We start from the raw sequence: 25,912 nt of genomic DNA, 5'->3' as shown, positions 1-25,912 counted from the left end.
CATGACAATCTCATACAAGTACCGGATATCTGGACGGAAGGAAGTCGCAGGTGCGATCCATTTGGAACGGCGCGATCTCCTTCGGCCTCGTCAGCATTCCGATCAAGCTGGTGAACGCCACGGAGAACCACTCGATCTCCTTCCGCCAGATCCACATGGGGGACAACGGCCGGATCCGTTACCGCAAGTTCTGCGAACTGGAGGACCGTGAGGTCACCCAGTCGGAGATCTGCAAGGGATACGAGGACGCCGACGGCACGGTCATCCCGATCACCGACGAGGACCTGTCCCGCCTGCCCATCCCCACCGCCCGCACGATCGAGATCGTCGCCTTCGTCCCGGCAGACCGCATCGATCCGCTCCAGATGGACGCCGCTTACTACCTCGCGGCCTCCGGCGCCCCGGCCGCGAAGCCGTACAGCCTCCTGCGTGAGGCCCTGAAACGCAGCAACAAGGTGGCCATCGCCAAGTACGCGCTGCGCGGCCGCGAGCGCCTCGGCATGCTCCGGGTGGTCGACAACGCCATCGCCATGCACGGCCTGCTCTGGCCGGACGAGGTCCGCGCCCCGGAGGAGGTGGCCCCCGACGTCGACGTCACCGTCCGCGACAAGGAACTCGACCTCGCGGACGCCCTGATGGACACCCTCGGCGAGGTCGACCTGGAGGACCTGCACGACGAGTACCGGGAGGCGCTGGAGCAGGTCATCGCCGCGAAGGTGGCCGGCGAGGCTCCGCCAGAGGCCCCCGAACCGGCGGAGGGCGGCAAGGTGCTCGACCTGATGGCGGCCCTGGAGAGGAGCGTCCAGGCGGCGAAGGGGTCGAGGGGCGAGGACGCGGACGTCACCCCGTTGCCGAGCAGGGGAACCACAAAGAAGGCGCCCGCGAAGAAGACGGCTGGGAAGAAGACGGCGGCGAAGAAGACGGCGGCGAAGAAGACAACGGCAGAGAAGACAACGGCAGAGAAGACAACGGCAAAGAAGACAACGGCAAAGAGGACGACGGCAAAGAAGACCTCACCCCGCAAACGCTCCGCATAACAGCGCCCCCCGACGAGACGCGCCCGCCGGCAGACCCGGTAATCGCTGACCGCGACCGCTCAGGCAGCCGGCTCACGCTCGGTGCGGGGCCACGGGACTGCTTGGCCATGCCCGCCTCATCTCACTTTCCTGCCCACCCGCATTATCACGTTTTTAGCCGGATGGTCCAGTGTCGGCAGAGGGCGGAGCTGTGGCTACTTGGCTGCCCACAGGCCGCGGACGTGTCCGATGCGGCGGGTCATGACCTCGTGGACGGCCTCCCGGCATCCCCGGCGAGGTCGGCCCACAGCCGGCCCGACAGCAGGGCGAGGTCCAGTTCCGAGCCGGGCTCCTTGTCGGAGACCAGGATGTTCTCTTCCCCGGCTCCGGTCGTGCTCCCGCCCACCGGCCAGCGGTCCACGACGATCACGTCGAGGCCCGCCCGGGCCGCGTACGGAGCACAGGCAGCACCCGCATCCCGGCTCCGACGCAAGCGGTGTCCCCGGTCTGTCAGAAGACCCGGATCGGGATCTCGGCGGGGTCGGTGAGCAGGTCGGAGATCTCGTCGTCCAGCCGGACAAGTGTGACGGAGGCGCCGGCCATGTCGAGCGAGGTGCAGTACTCGCCCACGTAGCTGCGCCCGACCCCGATACCGCGCTCGGCCAGCTGTTTGTGGGCCAGGCCGTACACCAGGTACAGCTCGCCGATCGGTGTGCCGCCGAGGCCGTTGACCATCAGCGCGACGCGGTCACCGGACGAGAACGGCAGGTCGTCCACGACCGCGCTGACCAGCTCGCGCACCATCGCGTCCGCCGACTGCAGCTTCTCGCGCTTGCGGCCCGGTTCGCCGTGGATGCCCACACCCATCTCGACGGCGTCCTCGGGCAGGTCGAACAGCGGCGAACCCTTCGCCGGCGGCGTGCACGCGGTGAGCGCCATGCCCATGGTGCGGGTGACGGAGTTGACCTTCTCCCCGATCCCGTACACGTCGTCGAGGTCCGCACCCCGCTCGGCGGCCGCCCCGACGGCCTTCATCACGAAGAAGTTGCCGGCCACCCCGCGCCGGCCGACGGTGTACGTGGAGTCCTGTACGGCCACGTCGTCGTCGATGAACAGAGTACGGACGGTCACCCCTTCTGCCTGGGACAGCTCCTCGGCCATCTCGAACGCCATGCGGTCCCCGGTGTAGTTGTTGACCAGCAGCAGCACACCCTTCGGGGAGGCCACCAGCTTGACCGTCTCGTAGACGAAGTCGGCGGGCGGCGCGGCGAACACGTCGCCCGGGCAGGCGGCGTCGAGCATCCCCTTGCCGACGGTCATCACGTGCGCCGGCTCGTGACCGGATCCGGAGCCCTGCACGATCGAGACCTTGTCCTCCCGCGGGGCATCGGCACGCATGATCAGGTTGTACTCAGGCACGTACTTCAGCGTGCCGGGGTTGGCCAGGGCCAGTCCCTCCAGCATCTCCGCGACGTAGTCCTTCGGGTCGTTGACGAACTTCTTCATGCCGTAACTCCTCGTGGTCCTGCCGATCCCGGGTGCCGGGAGACGGTCCGGGCGCCCGGTCCGGTGCCCGCAGTCAGTCGCGTGTGTCCCACTCGGCGGCGACGCGCTCCGCCATGACCGCGATCGCCACCGCGCCCGGGTCCGGCGAGCCGATGCTGCGCTCACCGGTGTAGCTCTGGCGGCCGCGTCTGGCCTGCATGGGTGCCGTCGCGTCGGCCGCGGCACGGGCGGTGGTGGCGGCCAGGGCGGCCAGCACCGCACCGTCCGCCTCCGGTTCACCGTCGGCCAGTCGCTGCTCCAGGGCGTCGGTCATCGGGATCAGCGCGTCCAGCAGCGTCTTGTCACCGAGGTCGGACTTGCCTCGCGCCTTGATTCCCTCGGCGGCGGCCCGCAGCATGGCCACCGCGTCCGCGGCGTTCAGCTCCGGCCGGTCCTTCACGGCCGCGGAGGCGCGCAGGAAGGCGGTGCCCCAGAGCGGACCCGATGTGCCACCCACCCGCTTGGAGATCACCAGAGCGACCTTCTTCAGGAATTCGGCCGGCTCCTCCGAGGCGAGGGCGTCCCAGTCGGCGAGTACGATCTCGAAACCGCGTGCGAGTGAGAATCCGAAGTCCCCGTCTCCGGCGACGGCGTCGAGGTCACTGAAGGCCCTCTCGTTGTCCACCGCGGTGCGGGCCATGGACCGGACGACGAAGGTGAGGTCGTCGGCGGGCGCCGAGGGCGATGTCGATGGCATGACTCTCCTGACTGCCGCGACGTCAGAGCGGGCGAGGACGGGGGCCGGACGGCCCGGGGGCGAGCGGACCGTCCACGGGCGGATCCGATGCGGCGGTGTCCGCGTCTGTGGCGGTGCCCGCCTCGTCACCGGCGCGGAGCAGGACGGCGAGGTCCGCGAGCCCCACAACGGGCCCCGGGTGGACGCCGAGTGGATCACTCAGCACGCGGCTGACGACCTCGTCCGGCGGCGGATCGCCCAGCGAGCTGACCACCAACGAGGCCCCGGTGAAGTCCTCCTGGCCCGTGTAGGCGCTGGTCGTGACCGCGCAGGCGAGCCCGGCGCCGAGCGCGGACAGCATTCCGTTGCGGCTGTCCTCGATCACGACGACGTCCGCGGGATCCAGGCCGAGCCGGTGCAGGGCGAAAGCGTAGATGTCCGGGGCCGGCTTCTTCCGCTGGACCACGTCCCCGGCGAAAACGCTGAAGTGAGGGGTCAGTTCCGGACCCATGGTGAGTTCGAGCACGCTGCGGACGGACGCCTCCGCGGAGGTGGAGGCCACCGCGAGCGTCCACCCGGCCTCATGGGCCGCCGCGGCGACCCGCCGCACGCCGGGCCGGGGCGGAATGCTTCCGCTGCCGATGATCGCCGTATAGATCTCGGTCTTACGCCGGTGCCAGGCCGCGACCTGCTCGTCGAGCGCGGCCGGGTCGGAGGGCAGGCCGGCGGCGGCGACGAAGTCCGGGGTCAGCAGCGTGCGCATCCGCTCCTTGCCGCCGCCGATCTTCACCTTCTCGGCGTACTCCTCGTCGCTCCACCGCACCGGCAGACCGAACTCCTCAAACGTCCTGTTGAAGGCGGGCAGGTGACCGTCGCGTTCGGTGTCGGCGAGAACGCCGTCGCAGTCGAAGACGAGCGCGGGCACGACTACCTCGCCCGCCCGGCGCTGCCGAAGAGCCTCATCAGCGAACCCGCCAACTCGATGACGTCCTGGCGGACGTCCCGGAAGAGCGAGGGCGGATCCCACTTCTGCCGCTCCTCCGCCGTCCGCAGGAAGGCCAGGTTCGACTTCATGTACGTCTCCTTGAGGGCCGTCGAGATGTTGACCTTCGCGCACCCCCGGGAGATCAGGTCGCGGAACTGCTCGTCGGAGAGCCCGCTGCCGCCGTGCAGCGCGATGGGCACGGGGTAAGCCGCCACGATGTCGGACACGCGCTGCGCGTCGAGCACCGGCGCCTGCTTGTACGAGCCGTGCGCGTTCCCGATCGCCGGTGCGAAGACATCGACCTGAGTGGTCCTCAGGAACTCCAGAGCGACGGCCAGGTCCTGCCGCTCGGCGGCGATGTCGCTGCCGACCCCGTCCTCCACACCGGTGATCGACTCGATCTCGCCCTCGACCGCGGCGCCGAACGCACGAGCCTCCGCAACGACCTCGACGGTCTGCCTCATGTTCTCCTCGACCGGCAGCTTGGAGGCGTCGAAGAGCACCGAGTTCCATCCCCGTCGCAGGCACTCGGTGATGACCTCGCGCTCCGGACAGTGATCCAAGTGCAGGGTGACAGGCACCTCGATGCCGGCGGTCATCGAGTTCCACATGGCATAGAGCACGTCGCTACCGATGGACCTGACCGTCTTCACCGAGGTCTGCACGATGAGCGGGGACGCGTTCTCCACCGCGGCCGCCAGCACGGCCTCGAGCGTGAGGTCGTTGAACACGTTGATGGCCGGTACGGCGTAGCGCTCCTCGAAAGGCTTGGCGAGGATCTCGGTCAGCGGTGTCACACCCACGACGCCTCCACGTCTTCACCCCCGCCTCTTCCATTCCACGCCCGCGCATCACACGCCGCCACTTTTGGCCTGGGCAGAAGGCCCCGGCGAGCCGGCGGGGAGGCCACGCGGCGGGGCGGAAACTCGATGCGAACTACGGGCGTGGCGGTCGCCGGGGTACTGCTCGATCGGACACGCGAGGGTACGAGGCCGCATCTGGTTCGGTCACTTCTGTCCGTTGAGCTGCTGGAGCTCGCGGGAGAAGGTCCCGTGGTGGCCCATTTCGTCGCCCCGAATGCTGTGGAAGACGCCGGCTACGGCCGTGCTGCCCGCTTTCTGGGCCTTGTTCGCGTATTGCGTGTACATGTCGATCGCGCCCTGCTCCGAGGCGACCGAGGCCTTCAGGTTCGCGGCGTTGGAATTGACGTAACCGGCGGCGTTGGACAGCCCGTTCCAGTTCTCGTGCGCTTCCTGCGCCGCAAGGCCGGAGAACAGCGCGGCCAGCTTCGGCTGGTGGGTGTCCACCGCCGTCTTGGCGAGGTACTGATACTGGGCCCAGTTCCGCGCCGCGGTATCGAGCGCCGAGTTGGAAGGGTCCGTCAAGTCGTTGTAGAAGGCCCCGGAATAGTGCGGAGCTGCGGTGACCTGGATGGAGACCGTGTGGACGGAGGGGGCGGAGGGCATCTGGCCCTTGCCCTGCTCAGCGGCGAGAGCCTGCCCGAGCAGCTTCGCGGCGGACGTCTCCCGCGCGGCGACGGCGCGGAGCTCGGCGGCTGCCGCGGAGCCCCTCGGTGCCTTGGCAGCCCAGGTGCTGTCCGCCTTCGCAGCCTGCTGTGCCTGCGTGATCGCGATCCGCAGGTTGGAGACGTTGTCCGAGCCGCTGTACAGCCCGGCCAGCGTCACCTCGTGCGTCCAGTGGTCCTGGTGCTCGACCTCGCCGACCGACCGCCAGACGCGCGCCAGATCAGGCCGGCCGGTCTGGACCGCACCGGCGGCGTAGCCGGCGTACTGCAGGTAGGCGTCGGTCTCGGTCTTGGCTGCGCTGATCTCCAGCTGTCGGTCCATCGAGCGCGTTGTCGAGGAGGCCGAGGCCGATCGGGTGTGCATCGAGGCTGCCTGTGCCGCCGGTGCAGCGGCCCCGACCACGGCGAGCACCGCTATCGCCGGGACAACTGAAGCGCGCCAGCTGCCCGAGCAGATGCTGGTCCTGAGCGAATGCGGCCCACCGGGGCCGGCCGTCTCAGTGGTCTGATCGTCCGCAAGAGGCCCGCCAGTCCCGGGGGTGTGTTTGGGACGTCGTCCGTCAGGTGTCGTCACTTTGTACCTCCGCCAAGAATCGATCGTGAAGGTAACCGGGGATCGAAAAAGTTCGTGCTCGTCGTCCCTGGACGGTCCTGAGATGGACCAGGTGGTGGCAGGCGGGCCGCCGAGGGCCCAGTGCGCCGGCCGCTGCCGCCGCCTCGGGAAGGCGCCCTCGGCTGCCGGCTACCGGCTACCGAAACCAGGCCTGCCGTCCGGAGCGTCCGCCACAGGCCTGTGACCTCGGATCCCGCTGGCTTCAATCTCCACGATCCTGCTCCCGGCGTTCGCGGTCTGCACCGGCAGCCCCCATTTCCGACCCCCGTCAACGGGACTCCCGGTCTGCCTGCTGGCCGCAATGCCCGGCTCGGCTCTCGCTGCGATCATGTGCCTGCCGCGAGCACGCCATGTGATCTTTGGCAGGTCGATCATTGCTGGATCCTGCACCTGCACCTGCAACTGCGCCTGCAGAGCAGCGGCCGGGAGACGCGGGACCGCAACTGGTCGGCCTTGCCCAGGTAGAGGAGCCGCCGTCCGGAATCACCGGTATTGATCGGTTCGGAGAAGGAGGCCGGTACCTCGGGTGGCGCCCACCAGGCCTACACCGCTGCGGTCGTGGGCAGGGCGCTGGCCGCGCGCCCGAGGGGCTGGGGTGCGCAGAGCACATCGGCTGTGGCCCGCTGAACGGTTGCGTCGTCGAGTACGGGTGCCCCCCAGACGCGGCGGAGCGGATCTGTCACCGCCTGCGGCATCACCCCGCAGCTTGATCACACAGGCGGCTCAGGGGAGCAGGCGTAGGGCATCGGAGACACGAGGATCAGGTCCTGAGGGGCCATCCGCTGCAGCACCGTGCGGAGCGGGACGACGGTCGTGTACTTCCACGGGTCGCCGCGGGCCGTGCTCCCAATCGGCCGCGATGGCGATGCAGTGTCCGCGCTCCTTGATGCAGGCAGGTCCCGCGCTCCTTGACGCAGGCGGGTCCCCGTCGAGAAGCGCGGCGGTGCCGGTCCATGACCTTGAGGCGGGTCGAACCGGGACGGCGTGTTGGATCGTTACGATGGCCGACGTGGCAGTGAGGAGACGCTTAAAGATACGCACGGCCTTCCCGCGAGCGCGGAACAGGTCTCAGCCAGCAGAACTGCCCGCTCTCGTCAGATCGGTGAGGTCGTCCAGGGTGTGGGTGGGGTCCATCGTCTTGGGGGTCCTCGGGACGCTGCTCACGGGTGTGCTCCTGGCGTTGCCGGGACAGTTCCTCAACCCCCTGTCGACCAAGGACAGTTTGAGGTCGGGACCGGACTTCTCCGTCGGGATCGACGTGGTACGCCTTGATGACGAGGGCAGGAGCGCGGTCACTCACGAGCCCGTTGGACGCCACCGCTCAGTCACTCGGCGGTGAGTTCCATGAGCATGAGCTGCTCGGCCACGGGAGCCGGCCGCCCGGCGGCGTTGCTTCCTTGCTGACCGACCGCGTGCCGCCGGGCGCGCGGCTGTCTGCGGTGCAGGGGTCAGCCGGGATTCGGCAAGGTCGCCACGGCCGGCATGTTGGTCGCCTGAGACGTCACCGTCGGCCGGTGCGGAAGTGGAGCAACCGGCGTCGTGTCTGTCACGGGGCGCCCGGCCGCGCCGTCACGGTCAGGGCTTGAGAACCACCTTCTCGCAGCCGTCCTGCTTGTTCTTGAAGACCTCGTAGCCGTGCGGGGCGTCACCGAGGGGCAGGCGGTGGGTGATCACCCGGGTGGGGTCGATCCTGCCCTGCTCGATCAGCTGCAGCAGCGGCTTCATGTATCGCTGCACATGGCACTGTCCGGTGCGCAGCGTCAGCGACCTGTTCATCCAGGCGCCGGCCGGGAACTTGTCCACCAGACCGCCGTAGACACCGATGACCGACACCACGCCACCGCTGCGGCACGACATGATGGCCTGACGCAACGCGTGCGGCCGGTCGCTCTCCGCGCGAACGGCCTGTTTCGCCCGGTCGTACAGCTGCACGTGGGTTGCGCCGTGCGTCGCCTCCATGCCGACCGCGTCGATGCACTTGTCCGGACCACGGCCCCCGGTCAGTTCCAGCAGGGCGGAGCGCACGTCGACGTCCTCGAAGTCGATTGTCGTGCAGCCCTGCGCGGCGGCCATGTTGAGCCGGTAGGTCTCCTTGTCGATCGCGATGACCTTCTCCGCGCCCAGCACCCGGGCGCTGTCCATCGCGAACTGGCCCACGGGTCCTGCACCCCAGACGGCGATCACGTCGCCGTCCTGGATGTCGCACATCTCGGCACCCATGTATCCGGTGGGCAGGATGTCGGACAGGAACAGGACCTGCTCGTCCGTGAGATCCGACTCGATTTTGAGGGTGTTGACATCCGCGAAGGGCACACGGGCGTACTCGGCCTGCCCGCCGGCGAAGCCGCCGGTGAGGTGGGAGTAGCCGAAGATGCCGGCCGTGGGATGACCGAAGAACTTCTCGGCGATACCGGCGTTGGGGTTGGTGTTCTCGCAGCACGAGTACAGCTCCGCCCGGCAGGCCGCACAGGCCCCGCAGGCGATCGGGAACGGCACGACGACCCGGTCGCCGACCCGTATCCGGTCGCCGTCGGCGCCCGGGGCGACCTCCACGACCTCGCCCATGAACTCGTGACCCATGACGTCCCCCTCTTGCATGGTGGGGACGTAGCCGTGGAGCAGGTGGAGGTCGGAGCCGCAGATCGCCGTCGAGGTGATCCTGACGATGGCGTCGCGGCTGTTCAGGATCGACGGGTCGGGGACGTCTTGCACCTCGACCGAATTGCGGCCCACCCAGCAGTTCGCCTTCATCCCAGTGCCTCCTTCAGCTCGCTCTCGGTCAGCGGTCGGGCCGGGTGCTGAGGGAACTCCCCGCGAGCTCGCTTTCCGCCGGGCGCGCCCTCGGAGCGAACCACCTCGCCGGTCTCCGCGACCTGCTTGAAGCGGCGCAGGTCGTCATCCAGCTGCTGGTGCGGCTCCTCCCCGAAGTACCGGGCCGCCGCCTTGCCGAAGGGCCCGGCGGGCAGCTCGTAGCGCAGACGCACATGTATCTCGGTGCCGCGCCCGCCGGGTGCCGGGGCGAAGCGGACCTCTCCGCGGTTTTCGATGTCGGAGCCGTCCGTCGAACGCCAGGCGATCAGCCGCCCGGGGACCTCCTCGGTGAGCTCCGCGTCCCACTCGACCTTCTTGCCGAACGGCGCACTCGCCGTCCAGTGGCTGGTGCGGGGGCCGGTGACGCGTACGTCGTCCAGGTGCGCCATGAAGGCGGGCAGCCGCTCCAGGTGGCGCCACTGCTCGTACGCCTCTTCGGGGGGCTTGCCGACGGTGGTCGTCGCGGTCAGTTCCATGGGAGTGCTCCTGCGGGTCCGAGTCACGGCCGCATAGACGTCTGTGGCGGTGATCAGGGCGGTGGCGGCGGTGGCGGCGACCGTACGGACGACCCCCTGGCGGTCGTGCCGTTTCAGGGCCCTGGTCAGCAACGTCAGGTCCATGATGTCGCCGGCGACCCGGCTCCAGAGCCACGCGGGACGCGGCCGGCCCAGCAGTCCGGCTGCCGCCGCCAGCTCACGGACGCCCACCGCGATGGTGGCCAGGCGATGCCGGGGCGCGTCGCCCACCCCCAGCCGCCTGGCGAAACCGCCCGGGCTCATGACCTGGGGCACCCCCAGCGCCGCACTGGCCCAGCCGAGAGCGTGCACGAGCGGATCATGGCGCAGGGCGGAGGGACGGGTTTCTGTCTTCATTGGTAGTCCCGGGTGAGAGAGTGAGAAGGGACAGGACCGAAGCCCGCAATATGGAACACAACGGACAACAAGGGCGGGGTTTCCGTGTCGACCGGCTTCAAACGGGACCGGCCGAGCCGATCGGCCGACCTCCGGGGAGACCCCGACGTACGGACACGAGCCGCGGGCGGGGCGGGGTGACGGACGGCACCGGCGGTAGAGGCGGTGGCCGGCGTGTCGGGGACTTCCCGGGTTGGGGCATGAAGGTTCCCCGACTCCCACCTCGGACAGTAGCCGCAAACCCGATCATCTGACCGTCAGCCTCGGTAGTCCGTCCGGGCGGCAGACTGCCCCGGGCGGCGGAGTTACCGGTGGTGCAGAATTGCGATCATAAAGTCACCATGAACCACTCATCACATGATCAGACATGCGATGCGTACACTCTGCGCCGCCACCCTCGTGGCCGCTCCCCTCGCCCTGACCACGACGCCTGCACAAGCGCTGACTTCATGTACGGTCAACGGCCGTCCCGTGTCCGGTACGACCGTCAGCGGTACTGCCAACCCCGACTACATCAGCTGCGGCACCCTTGCCGTGGGCGATAGCGTCAACGGCTTGGGCGGGGGCGACTACATCGTCATCAACGGCATCGTTGCCGGCACCGTCGACGGCGGCGCCGGCGGCGACTCCATCACGGCCAACGCCGGTACCACGGCGACCGGCAGGATCCTCGGCGGCGCCGACGGCGACTTCATCTCCGTCGGCCCGAACGCCGGCACCGTCGACGGCGGACCCGGGTCGGACTTCTGCAGAGTCGCTTCCGGCAACCCCCCAATCAACTGCTGACCAGCAGCGGGATCGTTGGGCCGGCCAACCGTGCCGCCCAGAGTGGCTAGCCAACGTGCCGCAACATGCGGCGGCCACCAGTGCCGGTCCCCGTGTATCGCAGATGGCGCGAAGACACGGAGCGACAATGAGAAAGGGCGGGAGTCAGTGAGACTGATTCCCACCCTCTCATGTCGGCATCCGCCCTGGTCAGCTCCCAAATATGGGAGGTGGGCGGGCGAGTGCCCCCGGCAGGATTCGAACCTGCGCACACGGCTCAGGAGTGATCGCGTCGGTCGCTCCGCGTAGCTCTCTGACCTGCGGCGGGGTTTGTCAGGGGTCAGAGGGAGCCAGCGACACAGACCCTGTCTGAGGTGTGTCGGGCGCCCACCGCACGAGGACGCGAAACGCCCCTGCTGCGCTCCTGGTGACACCGCTCGCCGATGGCCACTGGCCTTGTAAACGGTTCAGTACCACCCGACCACGGTGGCTCAATATCACGACATTGTCAGCGCTTGAAGGTGTCCTTAGTCCGCTCCTTTTGGCCCCGCACCCTGCCCCGCGCTTCGAGGGCGGCTCCCTTTGCTGCGAGGGTGTCCTTGTGCACCGCATGGGCCGCCTTGCGCACGGTCTTTCCGACCATCTGTTCGGCCTTTGCCTTGGCTTTCTCTCCGGCACTCATCTCAGTACCTCCGCGCAGTCTCACTGGCCGAGTGCCCTTGAGACAGGGGCGAAACTTGAGCAGGCGATGTCCCACTGGCCCATCGCGCCCTCAAGGACCTTGCAAGCTGAGCGCGTCCATCGGAGCCCCGCGGTGCGCGACGATGTACCTCATGCCTGACGCCCTCTGGCCCATCACCGTGGCCGCGGCTCCGCCTTGGTGACAACCACGGCGACCGGCTCGATAGCGGCTCCTCGGCTGTAGGCCCGCAAGAAGCGGCTCGGCGAGATCCACACCGCCCGCGACACCTTCGGGGCCCACATGCTGCGGATCATCCCCGCGTGCGGGCAGTTGCAGAATGTCCAGCTCCCGCCGGACGACGATCCCGACTTGACGCCTGTCCTGCGGGAAGGGCTCGCCGGTGAGCGGCAGCGCTGGTGGCAGCAGATAGACGATGCCACCCGATGGCTCGTCGACAACGTCGCGACGTATGCCGGTACCTGGCCCGTGCGCCACCTGATCGAGATACCGATCACCTACGCCCACCACGTCCGCGTGGTGGTCCTTTCCGAGCGCGAGCCTGCCGAACGGGGCGCCCATTGCATACAGTATTCAAAGCTGCTAGCGTCTGGTCATGCGGCTGACGAAGTCCACAGATCTGACACTCACCGTGATGTTGCGGTTGGCGGTAACTGGTGCGGAACTCACCACCGCACGGCGGTGCCGGACATGACGATTTATGGCGATGACGCGACGATCAGGCAGATTCTCACCGGTGCCGGAGAGACCTGGGCCCTGGTAGGCCTGTCCGACAACCCCCAACGGGCTGCTTACCGTGTGGCCGAGAAGCTGCAGCGCATCGGCAAGAGGGTGGTGCCCGTGCACCCAAAGGCCGAGACGGTGCATGGTGAGCAGGGCTACGCCTCCCTTGCGGAGATCCCGTTCCCGGTGGACGTGGTGGACGTGTTCGTCAACTCCGCCCTCGCCGGAGGCATCGCAGACCAGGCTGTGACGATCGGCGCCAAGGCGGTCTGGTTCCAACTGGGCGTCATAGACGAGGCCGCCTACGAAAGGACTCGCGAGGCCGGCCTGCTGATGGTGATGGACCGCTCCCCGGGACGGGAGATACCCCGGCTGGGGCTGGGCTGACGCTCCGTTGACGGATACCGCCATCCGTCTTCGTTTCCGTCAGTCAGTACTTCGCTCTGAAGGGCACCTGTGGTGTCGGCGCCACAGCTCGCCTCCGTGAGACCGCGCGCGCCACGCGGTCGCCTGCCCGACGCAGCAGTGCAGTTGGGAGGAAGAGCGCGTCGGCCGAGATCATCGCCAACGCGAAGAAAGGCAGGCCGAGCAGGATCCCGATGCCCGCGTGCATGGACATCATGATCGCAACCATTACGGTTCTCACGCGGCTGTTGAAAAGGGTGAAGGGGAAGGCGACTTCGACGATCACTGTGCCGTAGGTCAGTAGCAGGACGATCAGACTGCTATTCGCGATGGCGTGGGACAAAGCGGGCCACGGGGTTACGTCGCCGAGGTGCAGCACGTAGTAGAGCGCCGTTCCATCCTGCCAAAAGGAGCCCTGGACCTTGTACCAGCCGCAAACCGCATAGATTAGGCACACCTGGGCTGCGATCACGAACATTGCACCCGCGTGCACCACGTTGCCGACCATTTCCATGACCGTGCGGGGCTCTCCGGGGCCGTAGCGTCGCACCAGCCACCACGCCAGCTGCGCAAAGACGAAGCCCCAGAGCAACAGCGCCCAGCCGGTATCCAGCTTGCCCAGCCCGGTGACCAGGGCGAGCACGGCAGTGAAGAAGGCCCACATCACGATCCCGACCACGTCCCGGCCACCGTCGCGGCCGTGCGCGGCACGCCGCGCGTCCAACGACCAGGCCCGGCCGCAGCGGGTGAATATCAGATAGATCGCTATGACGTGGATGACATCTTCGCCGCCGTCCCCCACGAAGGGGTTACGGTTCTGGAGCGCCAGCACACCAATCATGGAGAGCAGCGAGGCGGTGCGGGTCCGCCACCCGAGGAGCAGCATCACCGACGCGGCGATCACCGCCACATAGACGATCTCGAACCACAATCGGCTGTCATGCCACATGAGTGCGGTGAAGGCCTGGTTTGTCGTGTTCCATTCGCGGGCCATGGCCCAGCTCCAAGGGCTGTCCGCCCCGTAGAGCTCGTTACGGTGCACCCACTCGCGCAGCAGCAGGGCGAGCCAGGTGAGTGAGAAGCCGATTCGAATGACGGCCGACTGGTACGGCGCGATGACATCGCTGGTGATACGCGCGAGACCTCGCCTGACAGCGCCGCCAATGCCGCGCGACAGTCGGGCGGATGGGGCCGGTTCGGATGCGCGGCCGGGCGTGGCCGGAGAGGGCGTGGTCACTTGAAGTCCTCCGCCTTGACGGCCCACCACGGTTCAACCACATAGGCGGTCTGCGTGTCGATCTGACGAACACTCCACGGGGGCCGTCCCACCGGCGTGTTGGCCGAGCGCAGCTGGATGAATTGCACGGTGCCGCCGTTGACCTGGGGTCCCAGACGATGGGCGACGATGCGCAGCAGGTACTGCTGCATCAGCTTCCCGTGCAAACCAACTGGACGTCCCTCGTTGTCGAGCGAGTCGACGAAGTTGGTCCAGGCGAGAGGAAGCTCGTTCTGGTGCGCTTGGCTGGGGAGAGGATTGTGCACGATCCGCTCCTCATCCATCGAGGTCAAGTCCACCCAGCCGGTATCAGTGAGTCTTCCGCTGGGCATCAGGACTTTCGCGCGAGCCTGCACGTGGGTATTCACCGATTGCGGATTGGGGGCGAAAAGCTGCCACCCCTGCTCAAACTCGGGGACGACATACTTGTCGATGTCCGCGGCGTGCTGCTGGGAGAAGGAGTTCGAGGGGGCGTTGTAGAGGAAGAGCATTGCCAAGTGCACGGCGGCCGCGAACACGACACCCACCACCGCGAGCGCAATGACGCTCACCGATACAGGTGAGAGACCGCGCTTTCGGCTCGCCCTGTCGACATGATCCAAAGACGATCCGGTGCGGTGGCCCGCGCCTCCCGAAGCTTCTCCGGCCGGCGCGCGCCTGTCACTCCTAGTCCGCATGCCTCACCCCACGTGGCCTTGCGCGCCGCCTTGCGCGCCGCCTTGCGCGCCGCCCTGGACGCGGACGGGGGCGCGTCACCTAGAACTCCGATCGCCGCGTCATCCCGGCGACAAACCGGAGGCTGGAAGTGCCCCGTCCCTTTATGTTTCCTCGCGTTCGCCAGAGTGTCGACCGGGGACGGGCAGACCCGAGCGGGGCAACGTGATCGCTGCCTCGTCGTACTCCCGGGCGTGGAAACGGGCGCGGGAACTGGCGCTCGTCCCCGATCAGGTCGCCTCGGTCCTTGCCTTCCGGCCGTACGACCTCCGCCACGCGGGCGTGTCCCAGTGGCTCAACTCCGGAGTGCCGGCGCCGGAGGTCGCCGCTCGCGCGGGCCACTCGGTGGACGTTTTCCTGAAGATCTACGCCAAGTGCATCGACGGCCAGGAGCAAGAGATGAACGACCGGATCATGCGAGGCCTGGGGGAGGGGGACGACCTCACGGATTGACACAACCAGAGGTGTCCCGTCTTAAATGATCTGGTTCGGCGCCGGGTCGCTGACGTGCGGCGACCAGTTCAGTTGAGACGTGGGGATGCCGGGAATCTCGGGTGATGTGGTCCCGGGAGGGTGAATGCCGGATGCTGTCTCAGCTGATCTGGTCCGGCCGGCGTGCGAAGAGGACCGCACCTGGAACGCTCTTATCGGGGTCGATCAGCATTTGGGCCTCGACGGTGAACCCGGCATCGCGTAGCCAGGCCGCCACTTGGTCAGGCTGGCGGCGGTGAACGTGGACGTTCATCGGGTGGCCGCCGTAGCCCTGCGTCTTCAGCCGCGACTCGTCACCGACGTGAAAGCCGAGCAACAGCGGCCCGCCGGGACGCAACACGCGCTGGAACTGGCGGAAGACCGTGGGCACTGCTTCGTCGGGGACGTGAATCAACGACCAAAATGCGAGCAGGCCGACGACTGAAGCATCGACGAGGTCGAGGTCGGTCATCGAGCCCACCTCGAACCGCAGGCGGGGGTGGTCACGCCGAGCCACGTCGATCATCACGGATGAAAGGTCGATGCCGAAAGCGTCCACACCCAGCTCATCCAGGTGAGCGGTGACGTGTCCAGGTCCACAGCCCACGTCCGCCACCGGCCCACCGCCAGCGGCGTGTACCAAGTCGGCGAATAGCGCCAGAGCCGCCCGAAGATACGGCGCCCCGGCCAGAGCCTCGCGTAGTTGGTCGGCATAACTGACCGCGACCGTGTCGTAGGAGGTCCGGGTGTCTGCCAACCAGCGGTCCGCGTTCATGGCTCGACAGAGTAGTGCAGCGATCAGGATGACGAACCAGATCAACTGAGAACAACGACGAATCAGACCAGGTCACTTGAGACGGAGACCAGATCCTTCGAGACGGGACACAGGCTGACTGTCCAGTGACAGTGAATCTCGTTCGATTGCCACCAAAAGTTGACCACCGGTACGTTCGTGACACCGAACTTTGACCGGTACGGAGGGGGAGCGAGGCCTTCACATGACGGACGCGGAACGGTTCCTTAAGGAACACCAGGACGTACTTCGCGCTGCACTCGACCACTACGCCCTCACCTGCACGAAGGCACTATTCGAGCGAGGCGCATCGGGTGAACCCGAGGTCGTCGCCAAGGTGAGAGAGGAACTCGCGGACGCTCAGCGAGCCAGGAGCGAACTGTCCGGAGCGCTGGGAGCGGATTGAGGAGGTTAAGGGGCAGGGTGGGGGTACCGGCTCGCCTCTACGGCAACTCCGCGTTGTCGGCCTTCAAGCTGAGTGATCCCAGCCTCAGCGATGAAGAGCGGGCCGATGACGAGCGCACGATGGCGACACTGGAGCGCATGCCTCAGGACGGTGAGTAGGGGTGCTGGGAAATCGCGCCACCAGTCGCAACCGGCGGTTTCTCTGAACCGTTCCGGGTTTGATCGAGACTCTAGGTTGTGACTGTGACCTGGGGATTTGCGTTCTGCCGGTAGTAGGTGGCTTCGTATTCTGCGGGCGGGACGTGGCCGATCTCACCGTGCAGGCGCCGGTGGTTGAACCAGTCGACCCACTCGGCGGTGGCCAACTCGACCTCGGAGAGAGTCTTCCAGGGCCGCCGGGGCTTGATCAGCTCGGTTTTGAACAAACCGATCGTCGACTCCATCAGGGCATTGTCATAGGCATCGCCGACCGAACCGATGGATGCCGCGATACCCGCCGTATCCAGGTGCTCGGCGAGCTTGAAGGACGTGTATTGACCAGGTTCAACCAGCGGATGCAACACCGGCTTATTTGATCGATAGTAGATGGTCGTTGAGGGCTTCGGCGGGTGTCTTCCAACCGAGGCTCTTGCGGGGGCGACTGTTGAGCGTGGCTGCGACCGCCTCGATATCCTCCGCCGGCCATAGAGAAAGGTCGGTTCCCTTCGGGAAGTATTGGCGCAGCAGGCCGTTCGTGTTCTCGTTCGTGCCGCGCTGCCAGGGGCTGTGCGGATCGGCGAAGTAGACCGAATCGCAGGCTGGCCCGCTTTTGATCCGCCGTCCGTGGCCCTCATTTCACCCGTTGCCGACACGCGGCCGCCGCCCGGATGCCCAGGACGGGCGGGGGAGAGGATGCGACGCTGGAGTGAGGGGCCCGCGAGTGGAGGTCCGAATGCGTCCCATCCGGTCCGGGGCCCTCTCCTTCGGTCTGGCGACCATGTCCCGGTGCGGCTCAATGGATGCGACGCAGAATCGTGCGGTCAGTCTGTGAGCCCGCCGGCCGGTGCACCACTCACCGAGCGTCGTCAGGCGGCCTTACCGCGGGGACCCGGCCCGCCGGGACCAGGACCGCGCGACCAACCCGGAAGGCAGGTGCGTCCCATGCACACGTCGACCCGTATCGCCGGTGCCCTCACCGGCCTGACCCTCACCCTCGGTGGTGCGGTCCTCGCCGCTCCCGCGGTCCGGGCGGACATCCCCGCCTGCACACAGATGGCCGAACTGGCCGGTGCCACCGCTTCCGGCTCCGTCACAGCGGCCTGCAGCCGTGGCGTGGTCGGAGACCTGCAGAGTTGTGTGACCGGGCTGACCGGGGCCGGAGTGGCAGGCGGCGCCGCGACCGGTGCCTGCCGGGCGGCGGCTCACGAACCGCGTTAGAGGACCGCGCGGGGCAGCCGCCCGCCGGCACCGGTCGGAGGCGGGTACGGCCCGTCTCCTCCTCAACCCCCGGCCTGCCCGGACACAACGCGGCCTCGGTGGGCAGTCTCGACGCCAAGGACATCGACGTCGCCCCGCTCCTACCGACGCGCACGCGGCGTACCGATGCGGCCGGTCGAGGTCGGTGACGTCACGCCTCTCCGGGGCCGGGCAGCCACCGCCCGGGCGCGGCGCCCAGCCTCGCCTCGCGGGCCTCATGCGGAGCGCCCATGCTGAGTAAGAGGGCGCCGTCGTCTTGAGACTTGTCCTTCCCGAAGGCCGAACGAAGGCGCCTGAGAGGAGGAGGAAGTCATGCGCATACGAAGAATCCTGGGCCTCGCCCTGGCCGCGGCAACCCTTGCCGGCGTGAGCGCCGTCGGCGCTGTCAGCGCCGGGGCCGCCTCGTCTCCGAACATCTCCAGAGACGACTGCACGGCCGCCGGCGGACAGATCGTTTCACGCCCCTACGCCGGCTACGCCTGCGCGCTGCCTGACGGGACCACGCAGGCGATCACTTGACCGGTCGGCGCACGGTTGGGTAACCAGTCCGGCCGGTGCACCCGGCGCGGTGGGTATGGAGTGACGGCACCCGGTCCACCGTCGGGTGGATCGCCCGCGCCCGTCTCGACACCGCGGCACTCGCGATGGTGGACGCCGACCGTCTCGAAGCCAAGGCCGTCACCGCTTCGACACGGTCCGCGCCGTCCTGAACACCGCGCTCGCCGCCGTCCTGAACGGTCTCGGCCACGTCGTCATACATTGACCGACGAGGTCGTTCGCATTTCCTAGCTGTATTGATCCGGATTTCCCAGCTGTATTGATCACGAGCGTTGTTGACACTCGGCAGGTCTTGAACAGGCGCAGAAGAACGAGCAGTCCCGCCGGCCTCGAGCCTGGATGTGCCGACGGTGATGGAGTCTTCCTTCTGGCGCGGGCGATGATCGCGCCGCTGTCCGCATTGAGGTGGCCCTTTGCCGATGCCCTGACTCATCCCCACCGTGGAACAGATCCAGCAGGTCATCCCGCTCCAACCCGTCTGAGTCAAGGCCGATCCCGCCGGCATCGCCAACCGGCCCGCGGCCCACGGCCCTCTCCGGGGACCTGCGAGACGGCGCCGTAACAGCACGACCAAGGAGCCGACCGGCACGGTGCACCCGCCGGTCGGCTCCGCCGTGCTCCTAGGGGCTGTCCGGCGGATCATGCCGCAGACGCGGGGTCTGGCACGCCCACCTGCGGCGTTGTCGTCACTCGCCGACGTCCCCCAGCCTTCGGCCGAGGGTGCCCCCACCGCGTCGACTCCCTCCTCCGCCTTGCAGTTGGAGGCTCCCCCAAGCTCGAACAAGCTCGCGCGGGACGTACCCCCACGACCCCGCTCACCTCGGCTGATCCGTCACCGCTGCTTTCCTGCGACTTGATCCGCCGGACAGCTCCTGGACGACCCCGGGGATGACTCCGTCGTTCGGCCCATCAAGGGCACCGGCTGCAACGCCGAAAAGGACCAAGCGGAGTCGCCCCACCCTCGCGTTCTGGTACGCCTCCGCGCCCCATGCCGCCCCGATGACGGCGGTCCCGTACCCCGGCCGACAGGCCCGGAGGAGATCACGCATGCGCGTCTTCCCGCCCCTGACCGCCATCACCACCGCCGCGCTCCTGCTCGTCACGGTCACCGGCGCGACTCCCGCCGCAGCAGACCGGAACCCCGACGACACACCACTGGTCAAGGTGTCCCACGGCGACCCGTACGCGAAGTGCACCATCGGAGCGAGGTCCCCCGACAGCATCGTCTACCCGGCCACCGAGGTCGAGCCGTACCTGTCCGTCGATCCGCGCGACCCCAAGCGCGTGGTCACCGTGTTCCAGCAGGACCGCTGGAACGACGGCGGCGCCCGTGGCCTGGCGGCCGGCTGGACCACGGACGGCCACACCTTCCACCAAAGCACGCTGCCGTTCAGCCTGTGCGCCCCCGGCGGCGCGGACTACGAACGGGCCTCCGACCCCTGGGTGAGCACCGGACCGGACGGCACGGTCTACGCCGGCGGGGAGGGCGTCGACTTCACGAAGAGCACGCGCAGCGCCCTCCTGGCAGTCACGTCCCGCGACGGCGGCCGCACTTGGCAGAACCTCACCACCACGCACGTCGACGAGCAGCCGTTCTTCAACGACAAGCCCTCACTCACCGCCGACCCGATCCGCAAGGGCACCGCCTACCAGGTCTGGGACCGCCTCGACAACGCCCCACCCGGCCCCAGTTCCCTCGACGGTCCCGGCTACATCTCCCTCACCCGCGACGGCGGCCGCACCTGGAGCAAGGCCCGGCCGTTCGTCGACACCAGCACCGTGCCCAACACCCAGACCATCGGCCATCTGATCGTCGTCGACCAGCGCACCGGCACCCTGTACGACTTCTTCGACCGGATCACCTCCTCCGACGACCTGAGCACCGTCGTCGAAGCCCGCTACGAGATGGTCACCTCGACCGACGCCGGAGAGACCTGGAGCGCCCCGGTCACCGTGGCCCGGGACACCTCCGTACCGGAGGTCGACCCGAACGACCCCACCAAACTGCTGCGCGCCGCGGCCACCCTGCCGAGCCCGGCCGTCGACCCCAAGACAGGCACGCTGTACATGGCCTACGAGGGCTCGGACTTCTCCGGTGGAAAATTCGACTCCGTCCAGCTGGTGCGGTCCACCGACGGCGGACGCACCTGGGGGACCCCGGAGCTGATCAGCCCCAAGGGCGTTCCGGCCTTCTCACCGTCGATCGCGGTCGCCGAGCGGGGCACGGTCGCGCTCACTTACTACGACCTGCGCTTCCTCAAGCCCGGCAACACCACCACCCTGCCCACCGCCTACCAACTGGCCACGCTGCAGCACGGAAACCCGAAGCTCCGGACCGAACGACGGATCTCGCGGGTCTTCGACTGGCTGCAGGCGCCGTTCGCCGGGGGCTACTTCCTCGGCGATTACCAAGGCCTGGTGGCAGACGGCAAGGGAGTACGGCCGGTGCTCACCGAGACCCACTCCGGCGCACCACAGAACCGTACGGACGTGTACACCGGCAGTCTCCGCACCCGCTGACCGGCGCGGACGCCGTCGGCCGGCCCGACCGCCGACGGCTGCAGACAGGCCTCGGACCCACTCCGTGACCACGTTGGGCGGGGACGTTTGGCCGCGTCCCGCCCGGCGGGGCGGGCCTGCTGCTCCGGGGTCGCGTGGTTTCCCGGTCTGTCGGGCACGGAAGGGGCACGCGTGGGGCACGCCGGAGACCTGGCATTCGAAGATCCAACGCGCCGCCGGTCGCCCGCCCGCTAACGGTTGATCGGGATCTCATAGACGATCTCGCAATGAGCGACGGGCACCACGATGTCCGCCGTCTCCACGGGCCGCCCCTGGTCGCTGTAGTACGTCCGCCGGATGTGCGTGACGAGCGCGGCCTTCTGGATGCCGAGCAGTGATGCCTCCTCGGCAGTCGCCTGCCTTGGCTCCGGCTGCTCCACGCCGGGGCTGACGGTGACCCCGATTACGGCCATGCGGTTCACAACGCCCGCCCCCGCGTGGGGCCCTCCCTCAGGGACGACGACGAGAGTGCCGGCGGTGTGGTCGTACGGCTCCCAACTCGTCGACAGCTGCACTGGCCTGCCGTCCGCCAGGAACTCGTACGTCGTCCGGACACACAGCTCGCCCTCGGCGATTCCGAGCCGCGCCGCGACCTCCGCCTGAGAAGGTGCGGCCTACGGCCGCGTAAACCTTGGCAGCTCGCGGCGCTCGCGCGCGACGGCGTTCGGGAGCTCCCGCCCGCCGCGTGCTTCCGGGCCGACTCGGACCTAGCGTGCCCGACGGGTCGGCACAGTCCCTGTGACTCTCCCGGCTACGCTCGCGCGGGAGCGCCCCGCGGCGCGTGGCTGCGGGGCGCCTTGTGGGGTTTAGTCGACCTTCTCCCCGTTGTGCGTACCGCCCTTGCAGAGGTTGTTCGCCAGATCGGCCGTTCCGCCGCCCTGCTTGCACTCAGAAGGGGTGACGTAGGATCGGGCACCCTGTGCGGTGGCGGCGGTGGCGGTGGCGGCGCCTGTGAGACCGAGTCCGGCGAGGGCTGCCGTGGCGATGACGGCGGCGAGGATTCGTCGAATGCGCATTTGGTTTCCCTTTCACGGATTGCCTCGGTTGGGGCACTAGCAAGCTTGATCTTCACCCATGTGGGTGGCACGTCATGTTGCGCCATTCGGGTGACAGTACTGTCGAGTGCGGGGTCGGTGACGCGACCCGTCGGACAGGCCCTAGAACGAAGAGACCACCCCGGCCGGATGGGTGGTCTCTTCGCTATTCTGGAGGGGGCAGCGTTCGCAACCGGCCCAATGCTAAAGGCTGTCCCATAACCGATCTTTGACGTACGGGTCTGCTGCAGGTTCGGGTGGCAGGTTCGGTCACGCGGCCTGGAGCAGGTTGTGCAGGCGGGCGATGCCGAGCATGGCGGTATGGACGCCGTCGCCCTTCAAGCGGCAGTCGCGGAGGATCTTCCAGGTCTTCATTCGCGCGAAGACGTGTTCAACGCGGGCGCGGACGCGCTTGTGGGAGTGATTGTGCTCCTGTTTCCAGGCACAGAGGTCGCCGCCGGCGGGGCGGCGGTGCGGGATGACCAGGCCGGTGCCCTGGTACCCGTCGTCAGCGATGGTGGTCGTCTTGCCCACCGCGGCGGCACCCGACTCGGTCCACGCTTTGCAGTCATTGCGGTTGCCCGGCAGTGGGCGCCCGACGGCAACGACCAAGCGGGTGTCAGCGTCGACGACGACCTGGTGGTTGGTCGAGTAGCGATAGTTCTTCGACTGTGCGGCGATGGAGCGGTCCCGGGTGGGCACCAGTGTGCCGTCCACGATCAACACGGTGCCAGGGCGGAATCGATGGCGAGCCTTGAGGGCAAGCAGTGGGCCAATGTGCCGCAGCATGCGGTCGGCAGCAGACTTGGATACGCCGAAGAGAGGCGCGAGCTGCCGCAACGTCAGGTTCGTCCGCCAGTATGCGGCGACCAGCAAGACGCGGTCCTCAAGGGAGAGGCCCCAGGGTCGTCCCGCACGTACTTCATCGGCGCCCTCGCGACGCAGCGCAGCGATCACCGTGCGGAATTCACGGGGAGCCAGCCCGGTGAACGGGAGTATCCATGATGCTTCCGATGCGGTGATCACACGAGGCATCCCGCGATCATCGCATCGGCCAGGCCGATCCTCCCGCCTTGAGACAGCCAGCCGTGGCCCGGGCGCCCCTGCGGGGAATGCCGCTGTCCTCTGCCATGCTGCGTCCGTGGCTACTCCTGGCTCCCGCACGAAGACGACCGATGTCTGGGCGCTGCCCGAGGACGAGCAAGGCATCGGGCAGCGCATCAGCGAGGCCTTGCCGCAATCCGGCTGGCTCTGCAGCCACCCCGGCCCGAAGGGCCTTCACCAGGTGCACCCGCATCCCTCGCTCGGGGAGGCCCTGAGCTGCGGTGGCCGGCAAGCATTTCTGCTCCTGCCCGCTGGAGCTCGGGCACCGGAGGACGTCCTGGTGGACAAGGCAGTCGCCCCGACACCTGGATTTCCGTCGCCCAGGTGTCCGATGAGCTGACCGTTTCCAGGCAGGGCCAGATCGCAGACCGGTACGACGCCGCCGTGGAGAAACTCGTCGACCACTCTGCGGATGTCCGCCGGGGAGCCATTTATTCCATGCAGAGCATCATGACCGATTCTCCCCGGACGCAGCCCGCGGTGATCGACATGCTGTCCAAGTACATCCGTGACCGCACCTCCAAGAAGTCCACAAATGTGGCGAACAGCCCCGATGTCCAGGCAGCGCTTTATGCACTCGTCAACCGCGACCCTTCCCATGACGCGAATGCCGTCATCGACCTCAAAGGCGTCCGCTTCCGGGAGGTGAGACTCAACGGCGCGGATCTGTCCAAGGCAGACCTCCGCGGAGCCGTTCTCTCCGGTAACGACTTCGAGAAGGCCGATCTCTCTGGTGCGAACCTGGAGTCAGCCGTGTTGAGCGGCACGAATCTGACCGGAGCCAATCTGACGAACGCATCCATCAGGCATGCGGACCTCCGGGACGCGGACCTGACGGGGGCTGACCTGGGCACGGCGAACGTGGCCGGAGCGAAGCTGGAGCGCGCAAATCTGACCGGGACCAGATGGGACGGCGCGGACCTGACCGGAGTGCACCGGCCGGAAGGAGATCTGCCCTATGTCACGTCGAGTACGACCTCGGAGACGCCGCGATCCAGGGCATCCGACGGCGCGTGAGGCGAGACCATGCACCGCCACGGCTCCGCAGCGCCGTGCCCACAGCCTGTTCTCGTCACCCTCCCCATGAGGAAGGCCCAACTTTTTCGATCCTGATCGACAAGGGGGCTCAGTCATGCCGGGCCCGAAGGCCGGGAGCCCTGTTGCAGGGCCATCAAGAAGGTAACGGGGGCGAACTTGCAGGTCCGTCGCCCGTGGACCGGGGTAAGCCGGGTTCCAAGATGCACGTCCTGTCGGACGCGAACGGACTGCCCCTACGCGTCGGACTCTCTGCGGCCAATACCCATGACAGCCTCGGGCTGAAGCCGATGGTGGCCCATTTCCACATAGGACACGAATCCCACAGCGACCATTCCAAGCCTCAACGCCTGCACGCCCACAAAGCCTACGACTTCCCCGACCTGCGCCGATGGCTGCACAGCCAGCACATCGGCGTCCGCATCGCCCGCAAGGGAATCGACTCAAGCGAACGACTGGGCCGCCGTCGGTGGGTTATCGAGCGCACCATCTCCTGGCTGACCGGCTACCGCCGCCTGTCACCCCGATATGGGCGACATCCCCGCAACTACCTGGCCTTCCTCGGCCTCGCCGCCGCCATCTGCTGCTACAAACGCCTCCTCAAACTGACCATGCAGGACACGGTGTAAGTAACCATTTGTGAAAGCCTCGCGGTAAGTGGCTCCCTGCACCTTGCGCTCCAGGAGGTCTATCGGAATGGTAGGCGGTGTCAAATGGGCTGGAATCGCTGGTATCAGGGGGAGAGCAGCATGGGTCGTTTGTCACACGTTGCAGTAGCCGCCGCATTAGGCCTGGGCACGGCGGTCCTTCCGTCCGCGGCGCACGCCGCTACAGGCACGGTGACGCCGAATGCGGTGATCAACCACAGTTGCGGACTGAACGTCAGTGCCCACCAGGGCTATCTCAGCCCGCCGGTGACTGAGCGTTCGGTCCACATCGGCTCCGCGGTGGTGGAATTGCGTGCCGGCGCCACTGCAGCGCAGGTGCTCGAGTGGGCACGGATCCGGGGGGCAAAGGTGGGCGACACGGTGTGGATGGACTGGTCGGACGACGGACGCCACAACTGGCATGTGTGCGGGCCGAACAGGGTCAGGACCGGGCACGACGCGCTCACCCGGGCCAACAACCCTGTCCGCGGCCGGTCCATGCGCGCCTGCGGCCATCATGCCGGGGTGACCAAGTGCACAAGTTGGGACTGACCGCGCCTCGCGATTGCCGTCTTTCTGAAAGGGGCGGCGACGTCAGTCGGTGGCATACCGCAGCCTGAGTCAAGCCGCCCGTGTCCTGTGCCAGCGAACCTTGACCGCTTGCCATCGGAGATTGAGCGGTGGGGGCCAGGTGCCCTCCGGCGAGTTGAGGATGTAATCAGGCGTGAAGGCCCGGTCTACCTGACCGGGCCTTCATCTTCTCCTTCGTCAGGCATGTCCAGGTACCGAGGGTTCCCTGGGGGCGGGGCCTGCGTAGGGGCCATGAGTTCGGTGAGGAGCCTGCTCAGGTCATCCGTGGATATCGCCAAGCCCAGGGTCTGCAAGATACGCAGAGCACAGTCCCGGATGGACTGAGCGTCCTTCTCGGGCGCCGCCGTGCTCCTAATTTCGTCACACACTCGGCTGAACTGCTCAGCGCTGATTGTTGGCCGACAGACTGGTTGCGCCATGGTGCGCTCCTCCTGGAAGAAGGGGCCGTTCCACCCGCTCTTCCAGAAAAGCGCTGAGCACACCCCAACGGCAACTGGAGAGAGTCAGTGCGCAGGCGCTCGACCAGACCCGCTCAGACTTCGTTGGCACGCGCTCAAGATGCGCTGTCGCAGGACAGCCCGGCTGGCGGGTGCGT

The 25,912-nt window shown here is 67.6% G+C and carries 24 protein-coding genes and 5 pseudogenes; 12 read left to right on the top strand and 17 right to left on the bottom strand.

Going from position 1 to position 25,912, the window contains the following annotated elements; translation table 11 throughout:
- Positions 1–50 precede the first annotated feature (50 nt).
- Positions 51–1,037 (top strand): Ku protein, encoded by a 987-nt coding sequence (locus ABZ396_RS00760; RefSeq protein ID WP_358922491.1) that lies wholly within the window; start codon positions 51–53, stop codon positions 1,035–1,037.
- 262 nt (positions 1,038–1,299) lie between these two features.
- Here the strand turns inward: ABZ396_RS00760 and ABZ396_RS00755 are convergent.
- The 8 genes and pseudogenes from ABZ396_RS00755 to ABZ396_RS00720 all read right to left on the bottom strand — a co-directional run.
- A pseudogene (locus ABZ396_RS00755) lies at positions 1,300–1,493 on the bottom strand (FAD-dependent oxidoreductase); the annotation flags it as partial.
- 33 nt (positions 1,494–1,526) lie between these two features.
- The gene (dhaK, locus tag ABZ396_RS00750; protein WP_358922489.1) at positions 1,527–2,522 is read right to left on the bottom strand and encodes a dihydroxyacetone kinase subunit DhaK; all 996 of its coding nucleotides are present in this window, start codon (positions 2,520–2,522) and stop codon (positions 1,527–1,529) included.
- Positions 2,523–2,595: 73 nt separating this feature from the next.
- A complete protein-coding gene (gene dhaL / locus ABZ396_RS00745) occupies positions 2,596–3,258 on the bottom strand; it encodes a dihydroxyacetone kinase subunit DhaL (RefSeq protein WP_358922487.1) in 663 nt (220 codons plus the stop codon).
- 22 nt (positions 3,259–3,280) lie between these two features.
- A complete protein-coding gene (locus ABZ396_RS00740; RefSeq protein WP_358922485.1) occupies positions 3,281–4,162 on the bottom strand; it encodes an HAD-IA family hydrolase in 882 nt (293 codons plus the stop codon).
- Positions 4,163–4,164: 2 nt separating this feature from the next.
- On the bottom strand, positions 4,165–5,025 hold the full coding sequence (locus tag ABZ396_RS00735; protein ID WP_358922483.1) for a class II fructose-bisphosphate aldolase: 861 nt from the start codon (positions 5,023–5,025) through the stop codon (positions 4,165–4,167).
- 204 nt (positions 5,026–5,229) lie between these two features.
- Complete coding sequence (locus tag ABZ396_RS00730; protein WP_358922481.1) at positions 5,230–6,069, bottom strand: ferritin family protein; 840 nt, start codon at positions 6,067–6,069, stop codon at positions 5,230–5,232.
- Between the two features lie 1,866 nt (positions 6,070–7,935).
- Positions 7,936–9,111 carry a zinc-dependent alcohol dehydrogenase gene (locus ABZ396_RS00725; protein WP_358922479.1) on the bottom strand — a complete coding sequence of 392 codons (1,176 nt, stop codon included), beginning with the start codon at positions 9,109–9,111 and terminating at the stop codon, positions 7,936–7,938.
- Positions 9,108–10,043, bottom strand: coding sequence for an SRPBCC family protein (locus ABZ396_RS00720; protein ID WP_358922477.1), 936 nt, complete (start codon positions 10,041–10,043; stop codon positions 9,108–9,110). Before ABZ396_RS00720 ends, ABZ396_RS00725 begins: the two co-directional genes overlap by 4 nt.
- Before the next feature lie 411 nt (positions 10,044–10,454).
- On the opposite strand from ABZ396_RS00720, the gene ABZ396_RS00715 reads away from it, so the two are divergent.
- Positions 10,455–10,868: a hypothetical protein gene (locus tag ABZ396_RS00715; protein ID WP_358922475.1), complete on the top strand. Its 414-nt coding sequence runs from the start codon at positions 10,455–10,457 to the stop codon at positions 10,866–10,868.
- Positions 10,869–11,355: 487 nt separating this feature from the next.
- Here ABZ396_RS00715 and ABZ396_RS00710 read toward each other — a convergent pair whose 3' ends face one another.
- Positions 11,356–11,529, bottom strand: a complete 174-nt coding sequence (locus ABZ396_RS00710; protein ID WP_358922473.1) for a hypothetical protein — start codon at positions 11,527–11,529, stop codon at positions 11,356–11,358.
- Positions 11,530–12,243: 714 nt separating this feature from the next.
- Here ABZ396_RS00710 and ABZ396_RS00705 point away from each other — a divergent pair.
- A complete protein-coding gene (locus ABZ396_RS00705; protein ID WP_358922495.1) occupies positions 12,244–12,657 on the top strand; it encodes a CoA-binding protein in 414 nt (137 codons plus the stop codon).
- A 43-nt stretch (positions 12,658–12,700) separates the two neighbouring features.
- Here ABZ396_RS00705 and ABZ396_RS00700 read toward each other — a convergent pair whose 3' ends face one another.
- Both ABZ396_RS00700 and ABZ396_RS00695 read right to left on the bottom strand, forming a co-directional pair.
- Complete coding sequence (locus ABZ396_RS00700; RefSeq protein WP_358922471.1) at positions 12,701–13,912, bottom strand: HTTM domain-containing protein; 1,212 nt, start codon at positions 13,910–13,912, stop codon at positions 12,701–12,703.
- Positions 13,909–14,502, bottom strand: a complete 594-nt coding sequence (locus ABZ396_RS00695) for a DUF5819 family protein (RefSeq protein WP_358922470.1) — start codon at positions 14,500–14,502, stop codon at positions 13,909–13,911. The genes ABZ396_RS00700 and ABZ396_RS00695 overlap by 4 nt, the downstream gene beginning before the upstream one ends.
- A gap of 316 nt (positions 14,503–14,818) precedes the next feature.
- Between ABZ396_RS00695 and ABZ396_RS00690 the strand changes: the two are divergent.
- Positions 14,819–15,118: pseudogene (locus ABZ396_RS00690) on the top strand (site-specific integrase); the annotation flags it as partial.
- Positions 15,119–15,257: 139 nt separating this feature from the next.
- On the opposite strand, the gene ABZ396_RS00685 reads toward ABZ396_RS00690, so the two are convergent.
- On the bottom strand, positions 15,258–15,911 hold the full coding sequence (locus ABZ396_RS00685) for a class I SAM-dependent methyltransferase (protein ID WP_358922468.1): 654 nt from the start codon (positions 15,909–15,911) through the stop codon (positions 15,258–15,260).
- 223 nt (positions 15,912–16,134) lie between these two features.
- On the opposite strand from ABZ396_RS00685, the gene ABZ396_RS00680 reads away from it, so the two are divergent.
- Both ABZ396_RS00680 and ABZ396_RS00675 read left to right on the top strand, forming a co-directional pair.
- The gene (locus ABZ396_RS00680) at positions 16,135–16,335 is read left to right on the top strand and encodes a hypothetical protein (RefSeq protein WP_358922466.1); all 201 of its coding nucleotides are present in this window, start codon (positions 16,135–16,137) and stop codon (positions 16,333–16,335) included.
- A gap of 17 nt (positions 16,336–16,352) precedes the next feature.
- The gene (locus ABZ396_RS00675) at positions 16,353–16,493 is read left to right on the top strand and encodes a hypothetical protein (protein WP_358922464.1); all 141 of its coding nucleotides are present in this window, start codon (positions 16,353–16,355) and stop codon (positions 16,491–16,493) included.
- Between the two features lie 71 nt (positions 16,494–16,564).
- On the opposite strand, the pseudogene ABZ396_RS00670 reads toward ABZ396_RS00675, so the two are convergent.
- A pseudogene (locus ABZ396_RS00670) lies at positions 16,565–16,831 on the bottom strand (integrase core domain-containing protein); the annotation flags it as partial.
- A gap of 70 nt (positions 16,832–16,901) precedes the next feature.
- Positions 16,902–17,120: pseudogene (locus ABZ396_RS00665) on the bottom strand (IS30 family transposase); the annotation flags it as partial.
- A gap of 354 nt (positions 17,121–17,474) precedes the next feature.
- On the opposite strand from ABZ396_RS00665, the gene ABZ396_RS00660 reads away from it, so the two are divergent.
- From ABZ396_RS00660 to ABZ396_RS00650, 3 genes are all read left to right on the top strand, one after another.
- On the top strand, positions 17,475–17,750 hold the full coding sequence (locus ABZ396_RS00660; RefSeq protein WP_358922462.1) for a hypothetical protein: 276 nt from the start codon (positions 17,475–17,477) through the stop codon (positions 17,748–17,750).
- Positions 17,751–18,101: 351 nt separating this feature from the next.
- Positions 18,102–18,308 carry a hypothetical protein gene (locus tag ABZ396_RS00655; protein ID WP_358922460.1) on the top strand — a complete coding sequence of 69 codons (207 nt, stop codon included), beginning with the start codon at positions 18,102–18,104 and terminating at the stop codon, positions 18,306–18,308.
- Positions 18,309–19,394: 1,086 nt separating this feature from the next.
- On the top strand, positions 19,395–20,867 hold the full coding sequence (locus tag ABZ396_RS00650) for a sialidase family protein (protein WP_358922458.1): 1,473 nt from the start codon (positions 19,395–19,397) through the stop codon (positions 20,865–20,867).
- 230 nt (positions 20,868–21,097) lie between these two features.
- Here ABZ396_RS00650 and ABZ396_RS00645 read toward each other — a convergent pair.
- The 3 genes and pseudogenes from ABZ396_RS00645 to ABZ396_RS00635 all read right to left on the bottom strand — a co-directional run.
- Positions 21,098–21,514 (bottom strand): annotated as a pseudogene (locus ABZ396_RS00645) (UTRA domain-containing protein); the annotation flags it as partial.
- Between the two features lie 198 nt (positions 21,515–21,712).
- Positions 21,713–21,922, bottom strand: a complete 210-nt coding sequence (locus ABZ396_RS00640; RefSeq protein ID WP_358922456.1) for a hypothetical protein — start codon at positions 21,920–21,922, stop codon at positions 21,713–21,715.
- Positions 21,923–22,210: 288 nt separating this feature from the next.
- Positions 22,211–22,975, bottom strand: coding sequence for a transposase (locus tag ABZ396_RS00635; RefSeq protein WP_358922454.1), 765 nt, complete (start codon positions 22,973–22,975; stop codon positions 22,211–22,213).
- 393 nt (positions 22,976–23,368) lie between these two features.
- On the opposite strand from ABZ396_RS00635, the gene ABZ396_RS00630 reads away from it, so the two are divergent.
- From ABZ396_RS00630 to ABZ396_RS00620, 3 genes are all read left to right on the top strand, one after another.
- Positions 23,369–24,061, top strand: a complete 693-nt coding sequence (locus ABZ396_RS00630) for a pentapeptide repeat-containing protein (protein WP_358922452.1) — start codon at positions 23,369–23,371, stop codon at positions 24,059–24,061.
- A complete protein-coding gene (locus tag ABZ396_RS00625; protein WP_358922451.1) occupies positions 23,950–24,708 on the top strand; it encodes an IS5 family transposase in 759 nt (252 codons plus the stop codon). The genes ABZ396_RS00630 and ABZ396_RS00625 overlap by 112 nt, the downstream gene beginning before the upstream one ends.
- 84 nt (positions 24,709–24,792) lie before the next feature.
- On the top strand, positions 24,793–25,278 hold the full coding sequence (locus tag ABZ396_RS00620; RefSeq protein ID WP_358922449.1) for a hypothetical protein: 486 nt from the start codon (positions 24,793–24,795) through the stop codon (positions 25,276–25,278).
- Positions 25,279–25,912 lie beyond the last annotated feature (634 nt).

It is taken from the genome of Streptomyces sp. NPDC005866 (genome assembly GCF_040629895.1).
Lineage (GTDB): Bacteria > Actinomycetota > Actinomycetes > Streptomycetales > Streptomycetaceae > Streptomyces.
Note: the sequence above shows the minus strand (reverse complement) of the source record. Positions and strands in the feature narration are given on the sequence as shown.